Origin of the sequence: Bartonella japonica (assembly GCF_040545385.1) — a bacterium.
Classification (GTDB): Bacteria; Pseudomonadota; Alphaproteobacteria; order Rhizobiales; family Rhizobiaceae; genus Bartonella; species Bartonella japonica.
Genome location: NZ_JBEPLT010000001.1, coordinates 157,370 through 169,995, shown reverse-complemented (window position 1 = coordinate 169,995; position 12,626 = coordinate 157,370). Strand labels below are relative to the sequence as shown.

12 protein-coding genes are annotated in these 12,626 nt (G+C 38.4%); 9 read left to right on the top strand and 3 right to left on the bottom strand.

What is annotated here, in order from left to right:
* Positions 1–14: 14 nt before the first annotated feature.
* Both odhB and lpdA read left to right on the top strand, forming a co-directional pair.
* Entirely contained in the window at positions 15–1,244 is a 1,230-nt protein-coding gene (gene odhB, locus ABID39_RS00770; protein WP_354185053.1) for a 2-oxoglutarate dehydrogenase complex dihydrolipoyllysine-residue succinyltransferase, read from the top strand.
* A gap of 32 nt (positions 1,245–1,276) precedes the next feature.
* Positions 1,277–2,683, top strand: a complete 1,407-nt coding sequence (lpdA, locus tag ABID39_RS00765; protein ID WP_354185051.1) for a dihydrolipoyl dehydrogenase — start codon at positions 1,277–1,279, stop codon at positions 2,681–2,683.
* Positions 2,684–2,898: 215 nt separating this feature from the next.
* Here lpdA and ABID39_RS00760 read toward each other — a convergent pair whose 3' ends face one another.
* Positions 2,899–4,137: a saccharopine dehydrogenase family protein gene (locus ABID39_RS00760; protein ID WP_354185049.1), complete on the bottom strand. Its 1,239-nt coding sequence runs from the start codon at positions 4,135–4,137 to the stop codon at positions 2,899–2,901.
* 52 nt (positions 4,138–4,189) lie between these two features.
* Positions 4,190–5,287 (bottom strand): carboxynorspermidine decarboxylase, encoded by a 1,098-nt coding sequence (locus ABID39_RS00755; RefSeq protein WP_354185047.1) that lies wholly within the window; start codon positions 5,285–5,287, stop codon positions 4,190–4,192.
* 154 nt (positions 5,288–5,441) lie between these two features.
* Between ABID39_RS00755 and ABID39_RS00750 the strand changes: the two genes are divergently transcribed.
* The 7 genes from ABID39_RS00750 to mnhG all read left to right on the top strand — a co-directional run bounded on the left by ABID39_RS00750 (position 5,442) and on the right by mnhG (position 12,164).
* On the top strand, positions 5,442–5,924 hold the full coding sequence (locus tag ABID39_RS00750; RefSeq protein ID WP_354185045.1) for a BA14K family protein: 483 nt from the start codon (positions 5,442–5,444) through the stop codon (positions 5,922–5,924).
* Positions 5,925–6,166: 242 nt separating this feature from the next.
* Complete coding sequence (locus ABID39_RS00745; protein WP_354185043.1) at positions 6,167–9,088, top strand: monovalent cation/H+ antiporter subunit A; 2,922 nt, start codon at positions 6,167–6,169, stop codon at positions 9,086–9,088.
* Complete coding sequence (locus ABID39_RS00740) at positions 9,088–9,429, top strand: Na+/H+ antiporter subunit C (protein WP_354185041.1); 342 nt, start codon at positions 9,088–9,090, stop codon at positions 9,427–9,429. Before ABID39_RS00745 ends, ABID39_RS00740 begins: the two co-directional genes overlap by 1 nt.
* Positions 9,429–11,051 carry a monovalent cation/H+ antiporter subunit D gene (locus tag ABID39_RS00735; RefSeq protein ID WP_354185039.1) on the top strand — a complete coding sequence of 541 codons (1,623 nt, stop codon included), beginning with the start codon at positions 9,429–9,431 and terminating at the stop codon, positions 11,049–11,051. The genes ABID39_RS00740 and ABID39_RS00735 overlap by 1 nt, the downstream gene beginning before the upstream one ends.
* Positions 11,048–11,533, top strand: a complete 486-nt coding sequence (locus tag ABID39_RS00730) for a Na+/H+ antiporter subunit E (protein WP_354185037.1) — start codon at positions 11,048–11,050, stop codon at positions 11,531–11,533. Before ABID39_RS00735 ends, ABID39_RS00730 begins: the two co-directional genes overlap by 4 nt.
* A complete protein-coding gene (locus ABID39_RS00725) occupies positions 11,530–11,811 on the top strand; it encodes a K+/H+ antiporter subunit F (RefSeq protein ID WP_354185035.1) in 282 nt (93 codons plus the stop codon). Before ABID39_RS00730 ends, ABID39_RS00725 begins: the two co-directional genes overlap by 4 nt.
* Positions 11,808–12,164: a monovalent cation/H(+) antiporter subunit G gene (mnhG, locus tag ABID39_RS00720; RefSeq protein ID WP_354185033.1), complete on the top strand. Its 357-nt coding sequence runs from the start codon at positions 11,808–11,810 to the stop codon at positions 12,162–12,164. The genes ABID39_RS00725 and mnhG overlap by 4 nt, the downstream gene beginning before the upstream one ends.
* A gap of 65 nt (positions 12,165–12,229) precedes the next feature.
* Here the strand turns inward: mnhG and ABID39_RS00715 are convergent, their stop codons facing one another.
* The gene (locus ABID39_RS00715) at positions 12,230–12,622 is read right to left on the bottom strand and encodes an MliC family protein (protein ID WP_354185031.1); all 393 of its coding nucleotides are present in this window, start codon (positions 12,620–12,622) and stop codon (positions 12,230–12,232) included.
* Positions 12,623–12,626: the final 4 nt, after the last annotated feature.

The following is a 12,626-nucleotide window of genomic DNA, read 5'->3' as shown; positions in this document are numbered from 1 at the left end:
TATGGAAAAATATTATGACTACTGAAATTCGTGTTCCTACTTTGGGCGAATCGGTTACCGAAGCGACTGTTGGAAAATGGTTTAAAAATCTTGGTGATGTTGTTGCTGTAGATGAGCCCCTGATTGAATTAGAAACCGATAAGGTAACAGTTGAGGTTCCTTCACCTGTTGCAGGAAAATTATCTGAAATCATTGCAAAAGAAGGCGATACGGTTAAAGTTAATGCGCTCTTAGGGATGGTTGAGGCTGGAGCATCAGGTGTTTCCAAATCGGTGCCGTCTTCTAATACGCTTGTGTTTGCTGCTCCATCTGAATTGAGGCAGTCTTCTTCAAGTGATACAATGCCTTCTTCACCTTCGGCTGCAAAAATGATGGCGGAAAATAATATTGAAAAAAGCGATATTTCAGGTTCTGGAAAACGTGGACAAATTCTTAAAGAAGATGTTTTAAATGTGTTGACACAGGGAACAAAAGAATCTGCTCCTGCTAGATCTATAACGCGCTCTACTTCTGTATCCAGTTCTTCTACTGTTCCTGTTCAGGAAATACATGAGGAGCGAGTTCGTATGACAAAATTGCGTCAAACAATTGCTCGTCGTCTTAAAGATGCACAAAATACAGCGGCAATGTTAACCACATTTAATGAAGTTGATATGTCTGCTGTGATGGATTTGCGCAAGCGTTATAAAGATGTTTTTGAAAAAAAACATGGTGTTAAACTTGGATTTATGGGATTTTTTACCAAAGCTGTTTGTCATGCATTAAAGGAGCTTCCTGCTGTTAATGCAGAAATTGATGGAACAGATATTATTTACAAAAACTATGTTAATGCTGGGATTGCTGTTGGAACAGATAAAGGGCTTGTTGTTCCAGTGATACGTAATGCAGATCAGATGTCTCTTGCAGAAATTGAAAAAGAGATTGGTCGTTTGGGGCGTCTTGCTCGTGATGGAAAATTAGCTGTTTCTGATATGCAAGGTGGAACTTTCACCATAACCAATGGGGGAGTTTATGGATCACTAATGTCTACGCCAATTTTGAATGCGCCACAATCTGGTATTTTGGGAATGCATGCGATTAAAGAGCGGGCAGTGGTTGTGGGGGGGCAAATTGTAATCCGTCCCATGATGTATTTGGCACTTTCTTATGATCATCGTATTGTAGATGGGCAAGAAGCTGTGACTTTCCTTGTACGCGTTAAGGAAAGTTTAGAAGATCCGGAACGCCTTGTTCTTGACTTGTAAAAGTACAATTTTCAGGATGAAAGGAAAAACGGATGTCTTATGATGTGGTGGTGATTGGTGCTGGTCCAGGTGGTTATGTTGCAGCAATAAAGGCGGCACAATTGGGGCTTAAAACAGCAATTATTGAAAAAGGAATGACACTAGGTGGGACATGTCTTAATGTTGGCTGTATTCCTTCTAAAGCATTGTTGCATGCTTCGGAAATCTTTGCTGAAACACAGCATGGTTTTGAAACACTTGGTATTTTGATTGGCAAATCTAAGCTTAATCTTGAACAGATGATGGCTCATAAGAAAGCTGTTGTAACTGCTAATACGAGTGGTATTTCTTTTTTAATGAAGAAGAATAAAATTGACACTTTTTTGGGTAAAGCCAAGATTTTAGGCGCAGGTCAAATTGAAGTTGTAGCTAGGGATGGTAATTCACAAACCGTGGAAACAAAGAATATTATTATTGCTACAGGTTCAGAAAGTGCTGGAATCCCAAGAGTGAATGTTGAAATTGATGAAAAGGTAATTGTATCTTCTACGGGAGCACTTGCTCTTGAAAAAGTACCAACGCGTATGATTGTCGTTGGTGCTGGAGTTATTGGTTCAGAACTTGGCTCTGTTTGGAGCCGTTTAGGTGCTAAAGTCACTATTATTGAATATCTAGATAAAATTTTAGGATCGATGGATGGTGAAATTTCACGGCAATTTCAAAAGTTAATGGAAAAACAGGGCATTGAATATAAGATTGGTACAAAAGTAACAGCTATTACGCGATCTGGTTCAAAAGCTCAGGTAGCTTTTGAAGCTGTTAAAGATGGTGTATCTGAAACTTTAGAGGCTGATGTTGTACTTATTGCTACTGGACGTTCTCCCTATACGGAGGGTCTTGGTTTGGAAGAGGTTGGTGTTATGTTGGATGAGCGTGGCTTTATTGCCATTGATGCGCATTGGCAGACTAATATTCCAGGAATTTATGCGATTGGTGATGTTGTTAAAGGGCCGATGTTGGCGCATAAGGCGGAAGAAGAAGGTGTCGCTGTAGCTGAAATTTTGGCTGGTCAAAAGGGGCATGTTAATTTTGATGTCATTCCCAGTGTTGTTTATACACAGCCGGAAATTGCTAGTGTAGGAAAAACAGAAGAAGAACTTAAAGCTGCCGGTATTGATTATAATGTTGGAAAATTTCCTTTCATGGCTAATGGTCGTGCAAGGGCAATGCAAAAAAGTGAGGGATTTGTTAAAATCCTTGCTGATAGAAAGACAGATCGGATTTTAGGAGGGCATATTCTTGGGTTTGGTGCTGGTGAAATGATCCATGAAATTGCCGTTTTAATGGAATTTGGTGGTTCATCAGAAGATCTAGGACGTTGTTGTCATGCGCATCCTACTTTATCAGAAGCAGTGCGCGAAGCAGCTTTAGCAACATTCGCTAAGCCACTTCATATTTAAGGTTCTGAGTCTGATGTCAAGAGGGGTGCTAGTTTGGCACTCCATGGCACTTCTTGAAGAAATATAAGCTATCTTTTTCTGCTTTATTTTTGGTATTTAAATAAAGTATTTTTGCTTTTTTTAAGTTACTGATTGTTTATTGTTATATATATAAAAATATAAAACCGCCCTTCTAGGGACGGCTTATATATATTGCTAGCTATATAGAGAATAAGTTAAAATTGTAATTTTTTCTCTTCTTGTTGTTCTCTTATATAGGTAGGTAGCCCCATATGATCGAGATATTTTAGGAAAGGATGTGGTGGTAGTTCTTCTACATTAACCATGGTTTTAACATCCCATTCGCCGCTAGCAATAAGGAGGGCTGCTGCTGCTGCTGGGACACCGGCAGTATAAGAAATTCCTTGTGCTCCAGTTTCATTAAAAGCCTGTTTGTGATCGGCTATATTGTAGATAAACACTTCTCTTGGTTTTCCATCTTTTTCGCCTTTAATAAGGTCTCCAATACAAGTTTTTCCTGTGTAATCTGGTGCTAAAGAAGCTGGATCGGGTAAGACAGCTTTTACAACTTTTAAAGGAACAACTTCTTGTCCTTCTGCTGTTTTAATGGGTTGTTCTGATAAGAGTCCAAGATTTTTTAAAACGGTAAAAACAGTGATATAACGTTCACCAAAACCCATCCAGAAGCGGATATTTTGAACATCAAGATTTTTGGATAATGAATGAATTTCATCATGTCCTGTCATGTAGGCTTTCTGTTTTCCGACAACAGGGAGATCCCATTCATGGCTGACTTCAAACATTTTATTGGAAACCCATTGTTTATTTTGCCAAGACCATACTTGCCCTGTAAATTCACGAAAGTTAATTTCTGGATCAAAATTTGTGGCAAACCAACGTCCATGGCTTCCGGCATTAATATCAATAATATCAATATCGGTAATCGTGTCAAAATAGCATTTGTGTGCTAATGCTGCATAAGCATTAACAACACCTGGATCAAAGCCAGCACCTAAAATAGCAGTTATACCAGCTTTTTCGCATTCTTGACGTCGAGGCCATTCATAATTGCCATACCAAGGAGGAGTTTCACAAATTTTTAAAGGGTCCTCATGAATTGCAGTATCAATATAAGCGCATTTGGTTTCTATGCAAGCTGAAAGAACAGACATATTAAGAAAAGCCGATCCAACATTGATGACGATTTCACATTTTGTTTTTTGGATAAGTTTCACAGTTTCTTCTACATTCATTGCATTAAGTGCATGTCCTTTAAAAACGCCCTGTTTTTTCATTGTGTTTTTTTCCTTAATGGAAGCAATGATGGCCTCACATTTTTTGAGCGTTCGTGAAGCAATATGGATTTCACCGAGAATATCGTTGTTTTGAGCACATTTATGTGCAACAACTTGTGCAACACCTCCAGCACCAATAATGAGGATGTTTTTCTTCATTGTGCGTTGATCTCCTTTTAAAGACTGTTCTAGATTATTTTTTTAATGTTTTTTATGAAAGACTACTTTTGTAGTCATTATAGCTAAATTGTCGTTGGACTGTTAGGGTGCCATCAAGCTCTTTGATAACAATGGCAGGCATTGTAACGCCGTTAAACCAGTTCTTCTTAACCATTGTATAGCCTGCAGCATCTTGAAAAGATAGTCTGTCACCAATTTTAAGAGGTTTGGAGAACTGAAATGTTCCAAAAACATCACCAGCAAGGCAAGATTTTCCACAAACCATAATTTCATGCGGCCCTTGATTTGTTTCTAATTTGGCATTTTCATGATAAATTAAAAGGTCAAGCATATGCGCTTCAATTGAACTATCAACGATAGCAAGGTTTTTTTCATTATACAATGTATCAAGAACACTGACTTCCAGTGTGGTACTTTTGGTAATTGCCGCTTCTCCTGGCTCCAGAAAAACGGTGACATCATATTTTTTTGAAAAACACTTTAAGCGTTCCGCAAAAACTTCTAAGGGATAATTTTCAGCTGTAAAATGAATTCCGCCACCGAGGCTTATCCAGTTAACTGCAGCGAAAAGTTCTGCAAATTTTTCTTCCATATCATTAAGCATTTGGTTGAAGAGATTAAAATTAGTGTTTTCGCAATTGTTATGAATCATCAAGCCATTTATGAGAGGCAAAATTTGCTTTATAGCGCTTTGATTGATTTCTCCTAAGCGGCTAAAAGGGCGAGAGGGGTTAGCAAGATCAAAATGAGATGCACTGATTCCTGGATTTAACCTTAGACCTCGTTGAATGGTTTTTGTTACATCAGCAAAACGTTGAAGTTGTTGAATGGAATTAAAGATTATTTTATCCGCATAACCACAAGCTTCATCAATTTCATGATCTGCCCAAGCGACCGAATAGGCATGGGTTTCTTTACCAAATTTTTCTCTCCCTAAACGCAATTCATAGAGAGAGGATGAGGTGGTGCCATCCATAAATTCAGACATAAAATCAAAAACACTCCATGTGGCAAAGCATTTCAAAGCAAGCAACACTTTTGCTCCGGATATTTCGCGTAAGCGAGCGATAATTTCCATATTTTTTAGGAGTTTAGATTTATCTATAAGATAGTAGGGAGTTTTTATCATCGTTTATCCATCTCTTTTGAAGGATCTTATTCTTAAGATTTACGTTTAGTATAAAGAGTAACAGAATGGTTCAAAAAAAAGAATTCGTTTTTGTCTCATGGCAGATAAGATTTTTTATAGCTGCATTTTGTTTTTGAGATTTTTGGTTTGCGTTATGTGTATTAAAAAAAATTTATATTATGTTTTAGCTCTCGTATGTGTTGGCAGTTTCTTCCTTATAACAACAAATATTATTGATTTAGGACAAAATAGCAGTGATGCTAAAGCAAAAATAGTTCCTCAAGTTTCTGTTCAAGAGGATACCGCACCTTTGATTGTTACAGGGCGTAGAGAACTGAATGGTTTTAAGGGGTATCATAATTATCGGCCTGGTTATCGTAAGTATAGAGATAATTGGTGGTATCCTGAAGCAGCTTTCGTCGCATTACCACATTTAAACACAAAGCGTGCGCCATTGAAAGTTATATCAGGTGAGAAAAAGGTGCTTTTAACCTCTTCTTTAGACGAAGAGAAGCCATGGATGATCAAGCAACATATTGAATCTTGTCGTATGCGTTACCGTTCTTACAATAAAAATGATAATAGTTATCAGCCTTTTCATGGTCCTCGTAAGCAATGTCTTTCACGCTTTTTTTAGGAATAGATACTATTAAATGTAAAAAAGATTTATTAAGCCTTGTCGAAAGCGGTATCGTTTTTAAAATAAAGAGGAAACTTCTGTGCTGTGTCATTTTTTACGCAGCATTTGTTTTTTTAAATTAAATGCTTTTAAGTTTTATTAAATCTTATTATCGTTAAGTACGAGATAAGGGGGAGACAATGTAAATTTTTATTTTGTCTCTCTGACAAAATATTTAAGGACGGTATGGAGCTTGAAAAATGACAACACGGGAGGCAATATTGATGTTGCTCGTTTTGCTTCCCTTTGGTGGAAGTGCTGTTATTGGTTTTTTTCGTTCGACAGCAAAAAATAGTGAAGCTTGGTTCGCTGGAGTTATTGCACTTTTCGCTCTTCTTTTTACAATAATGCTTTATCCAACCGTTCGCAAAAACCATGTCGTGCGTATAGATATTTCGTGGCTTACAGAGTGGGGCGTTGATTTGGTCCTGCGTATGGATGGTTTGTCGTGGCTTTTTTGTTTACTCATTACAGGAATTGGCCTGCTTGTTGTTGTCTATGCGCGTTATTATATGGATCCGTCAGATTCTGTACCGCGGTTCTTTTCTTTTTTTCTTGCCTTTATGGGATCGATGACAGGGATCGTTTTATCTGGAAATCTCGTCTTTTTGGTTGTTTTTTGGGAACTCACCAGCATTTTTTCTTTTTTATTGATTGGTTATTGGTATCGTAATGCAGGTGCGCGTGATGGTGCGCGAATGGCTTTAACAATCACAGGTTTTGGTGGTTTTATCCTTTTTATTGGGGTTTTATTGATTGGATACACTGTTGGCAGTTTTGATTTGGATAAGGTTTTACAATCTGGGAATGTAATCCGGTCAAGCCCTCTTTATCATCCTATCCTTATTTGCATTTTACTAGGAGGGTTGACGAAAAGTGCGCAGTTTCCTTTCCACTTTTGGTTGCCTGGTGCGATGGCTGCGCCAACGCCTGTATCGTCTTATTTGCATTCGGCAACAATGGTGAAAGCAGGATTATTTTTGCTGATTCGTTTATGGCCCGTTCTCTCTGGAACAGAATCTTGGTTTTGGTTGGTTGGTTTTTCAGGACTCTCAACTTTGTTGCTTGGTGCCTATTTTTCTATGTTTCAGCAAGATTTAAAAGGGCTACTTGCTTATTCAACAATTAGTCATCTTGGATTGATTACCACGCTTTTAAGTCTTGGTAGTCCACGTGCATGTGTCGCAGCGATTTTTCATATGGCCAATCATGCTACTTTTAAAGCTTCTTTATTTATGGCTGCCGGTATTATTGATCATGAGACAGGAACGCGTGATATGCGTAAGTTGACAGGACTTTATCGTTCTATGCCCATTACAGCAACGCTTGCTTTAGTAGCGAGTGCAGCGATGGCTGGTGTTCCTTTGTTGAATGGTTTTTTATCGAAAGAGATGTTTTTTGCTGAAGCAGTTGAAAAACATATGGAATCATGGCTCGATTGGATTGCACCTTATGTGGCGACGCTGGCGAGTCTCTTTAGTGTAACTTATTCTATACGGTTTATTCATGGAGTCTTTTTAGGACCAAAACCCACTAATTTATCCAAAACACCACATGAACCGCCGCATTTTATGCGTTTGCCAATGGAGTTTTTGGTGTTTATTTGCTTGGCAGTTGGTATTTTTCCTAATTTAACAATAGGACCTATTTTAGATAATGCAGTTGTCTCTGTTTTCGGTCCGATGACAATTTCTTATAGCTTGGTTGTTTGGCATGGCTTTACAACTCCATTAATGATGAGTTTGGTGGCTTTATTAGGAGGTGGATTGCTTTATACTGTCGGACATCGTTATTTTTTATCCTGCGAAGATGGCCCTCCTTTTTTTCGTCATTTGAGAGGAGCACGTATTTTTGAACGTGTTCTCGTGATTATTTCTTGGAAATGGGCACGTGCTGTGGAGTCTATCCTATCAACACGTCGTTTACAAATACAATTACATTGGATTTTTTTGCTGTGTTTTGCATTTGTTGGTCTTTTGCTTTGGTGTGATGGTTTTATTTCAGCGGGTTCTTTACCGCTTTTTCCGCTTGATATTCCTTTTCTTGCTCTTTGGGTAGTTGGCGGAGTATGCGCGCTTTTGGTTGCTTGGCAAGCAAAGTTTCATCGCTTGGCATCTCTTATGCTCTTAGGAGGAGCTGGTTTGATGACTAGCGCAACCTTTTTATGGCTTTCTGCACCCGATTTGGCAATAACACAGTTGGTTGTTGAAGTGGTAACAATCGTTTTATTATTACTTGGTTTGCGGTGGTTGCCTAAGCGTTTGTATAATCCTGCTCCAACGACGGTTCATTTTTTTGTGCGTTTGCGTCGCATTCGTGATTTCTTAATCGCTCTTATAGGAGGTGTTGGTGTAGCGTGGCTCTCCTTTGCGATGATGACACGCCCTCAAGGTGCAACGGTTTCCGATTTTTTTCTGAAAAATGCTTATAGTGGTGCTGGTGGACGCAATGTTGTGAATGTCTTATTAGTTGATTTCCGTGGTTTTGATACAATGGGAGAAATTGTTGTTTTGGGGGGTGTTTCTCTTACCGTTTTTGCTCTGTTGCGACGGTTTCGTCCTGCTCCTGAAAGTATTGAAGCACCTTTTCAGCAACGTTTTCAGAAAGCTTTTGATATGGAACAGCCTGATCGGGATGTGGGGGATACTATATTAAACTATCTCACTGTTCCTTCTGTGATTATGGGTTGGCTTTTTGCAGTTATTATCGCTTTTTCGGTTTATTTATTTATGCGCGGACATGATCTTCCAGGAGGTGGATTTGTCGGTGGTGTGACTTTAGCAATAGGCTTTATTTTGCAATATCTTGCACGTGATATTCGTTGGGTGGAAAGCCATTTAAAGGTTTTGCCTTTACGTTGGATGGGGTTTGGCTTGTTATTATCAGTTGCAACGGGAGCAGGTGCTTGGTTTGTTGGCTATCCTTTTTTAACGTCCTTTTTTCAATATATTCATTTTCCATTTGTTGGAAAGATTCCCATGGCATCTGCCTTTTTATTTGATTTGGGCGTGTTTTCTCTTGTGTTGGGAGCTACCGTTCTTATTTTAATTGCTCTTGCACATCAGTCAATTCGTAGTTACCGAATTGGCAAGAAACCTATTTTGGAAGAGAAGGAAAATTAATGGAAATTATTCTTTCTTTGGGTATCGGTATTTTTGTTGGTTCAGGAATTTGGCTTATTTTACGCCCAAGGACTTTTCAAATCATTCTTGGTTTGTCTTTGATATCCTATGGTGTCAATCTTTTTATGTTTTCAATGAGCAGACCGCGTAGCAATGCTGCACCAATCGTTGATTCTTCCAAGATAATCAGCCCTGAGAATTACGTTGATCCTCTTCCACAAGCTTTAGTTTTGACAGCAATTGTCATTGGTTTTGCAACAACAGCTTTATTTTTGGTTATTCTTTTGGTTTCACGCGGATTAACAGGTTCAGATCATGTTGATGGACGTGAGGTGCAATGATGAAAAATTATCTGCATCATCTTCTTATTTTGCCTATTCTTTTACCGTTAAGTACTGGGGCACTCCTTCTTTTTTATGATGAACGTCGCGCAAAGCTTAAATCATTTATAAGTCTTGTTTCTGCAGGACTGTTGGTTGTGGTTGCTGTTTTATTGATTATGCGTGCTCTTGAAGTTACTCCAGTTTCGGAGGTTTACCATCTTGGTAATTGGCCTTCTCCCTTTGCAATCGTTTTAGTTCTTGATCGTCTCAGTGCTATGATGCTTTTACTTTCCAGTTTGTTGATTATTGCTGCGTTGGTTTTTGCACGAGCTCATTGGTATAAGGTGGGGCCTCATTTTCAATCACTGATGCAATTTTTTATGGTTGGAGTAAACGGAGCTTTTTTAACGGGTGATTTATTCAATTTATTTGTGTTTTTTGAAGTGATGTTAACAGCTTCTTATGGGCTTGCGTTGCATGGATCTGGGCAAATACGAGTGCGTGCAGGGTTGCATTATGTTGTCGTCAATCTTGTTGCTTCGTTGTTTTTTTTAGTAGGTGCTGCGCTCGTTTATGGAGTTGTTGGCACTCTTAATATGGCTGATTTAGCTGTGAAAATAAAACATATAGCTTCGACGGATATTGTTTTATTCGAAATAGGTGCTGCTCTTTTGGGCATCACATTTTTACTCAAAGCGGGTATGTGGCCGCTTAATTTTTGGTTGATACCAACTTATAGTGCAGCAGCAGCACCCGTTGGGGCTGTTTTTGCGCTTTTAAGCAAGGTTGGTATTTATATTATTTTACGTTTGACATTGTTATGGTTTGGTCCTGAAAGTGAATATTTTAACCATTTTGGTCATACAGTTTTATTTTATGGTGGGCTTATCACCATGGCTTTTGGTTTTATTGGGATTTTGGCAAGCCAAGTTTTGGTACGTTTGGCAGTTTATAGTGTTCTTGTTTCTTCTGGTACATTATTGGCAGCAATTGGTATCGGCAATACAGCTCTGACAGCAGGTGCACTGTTTTATATTGTTTCTTCAACTTTAGCTCTTGGCGCTTTTTTTCTTTTAGTGGAGCTGGTTGAGCGTTGCCAAGATGTAGCTGCGAATGTTTTAACTGTCACAATGGAGGTATATGGTGATGATGAAGAGGAAGAAGAAGATGAAGCTGCCACTTATTTACCAGTAACTTTGGCAATTCTTGGAACTTGTTTTGCTATTTGTGCTATTTTGATTATTGGTTTACCACCATTTTCGGGTTTCGTTGCTAAATTTATGATGTTTATGGCAATCTTAAACTACCCTAATGAGGATTCGTCTGCTTTTCTACCGGTTTACCAAGATTGGCTTTTTCTCATTTTTGTTACCCTCTCTGGTTTTGCTGCTTTGATCGCTTTGACACGAACGGGAATTAGAACTTTTTGGGTCTCTCTTGAAGGAAGAGTTCCGCGTGTGCAGGTAATTGAATTTGCACCTATTGCTGTCCTCCTTGCTTTGTGCTTCCTTATAACAATTGTCGCTGGTCCTGTTAGCCATTATATGTCTGAAACAGCTAAGGTTTTGTCTAATCCTCAAAATTATATTTGGAGCGTTTTAGGTGATTTTTCTCTTGAAAAGAGGGAGCTTCATAAATGAATTATTTTTGTCCTTTTCCTATTTTCAGTGTGGCCATTGTTCTAATGTGGTTAACCTTAAACGGCTTGACTTTAGGCCAATTGCTTTTAGGGATTATAATTGCTTTGTTTAGTGGATGGATGATGCGGTTTCTTGAGCCGGAAAAGATCACTATTAAAAACTGGCGTGCAGTTTTTCATCTCATTTTTCGGGTGTTTATCGATTCGATAATTTCAAATGTTTCGGTAGCTTGCTTTATTTTAACAAAAAGGTCTCAAAAACAGCAGTCTGATTTCATTGTCGTTCCTCTTTTACTTGAGAGTCCTACTGCTTTGGCTGTTTTAGCATGCATTCTTATGGTAACTCCAGGAACTGTTTGGATTGCTTATAACAGAAAAAATAGTGAGCTTTTACTTCATGTTTTAAATTTTAAAAATGGATATAATTACCAACAGCTGATCAAACAACGCTATGAGCAACCGCTTTTGGAGATTTTCTCATGAGTATGATCATTCTTTATTGGGGGATTTTTATTTCGCAGCTTTTTTTAAGTTTAGCAATGATTCTTGCACTGTTTCGGTTGATTCGAGGTCCAAGGGCGCAGGATCGGATTGTGGGCTTGGATGCTCTTTATATAACCACTATTCTTTTGTTTCTTACATTCGATATTCGTTCAGGAACAACTATTTATTTTATTGCAGCTCTCATTATTGGGCTCTTAGGTCCTGTATCAAGTATTGCTTTGGCAAAATTTTTAATGCGGGGAGAAATTATTGAATGAAAAATGATGTATCGCTTGTGGCTGCTATGACAATCACGGTTTTTTTAATATTGGGATCTGGTCTCACATTGATTGGAATGATAGGATTGGTGCGCTTTTCCAATTTTTATAAGCGTTTGCATATGCTCTCACTTAGTACAAGCTGGGGAGCAGGCAGTATTCTCATTGCCTCGTTTCTTTATTCTACATTTGTGGACCACCATTTGGTATTTCATGAGATTTTGTTGATGATCTTTTTATTTGTAACAATACCAGTGGCTTCTATGCTAGTATCACAGGCTGCAGCCTATCGACACCATTCAGAAAATATATCAGAAAAACCGCTGACTCTTCTATCACATAAGGAGGATTAAAAACCATCCTTACCGAAATCACGCGATAAGAGCCAGCGTGGTTCTTAATATACAAAGAGTCTTTTTTATTTTGTGCTTTTTTCTTCTACACACAAGATAGGTTCTTTTCTCTCTGGGTCATTCAAAAGATCATAAAATATGGCTTCGTCTCCTTTAATCCACCAGATATATGGACCTCCTACATATTTTGCTCCAGAAGCGGCGATGACATTGGAACCAATAACACGCTTCCCTTTCCATTTGAAATCAACTAACGAAATTCCATCAGCATTGTAATAGGTTACTTCAACACGATCTTTATTTGTTCCCATATCACATTGATAGGTGACGGTTTCTGTCGTTGGTTCTGGGGTATCTGGTACCTCAATAAGTAAAGAGCCTGCAAAGGTGTTAGCTGAGCCCAAAAATAACAAACTTAAAGTCGTGAAAAATCGTACAGTAAAAGAAGTTTTTTTCATAATA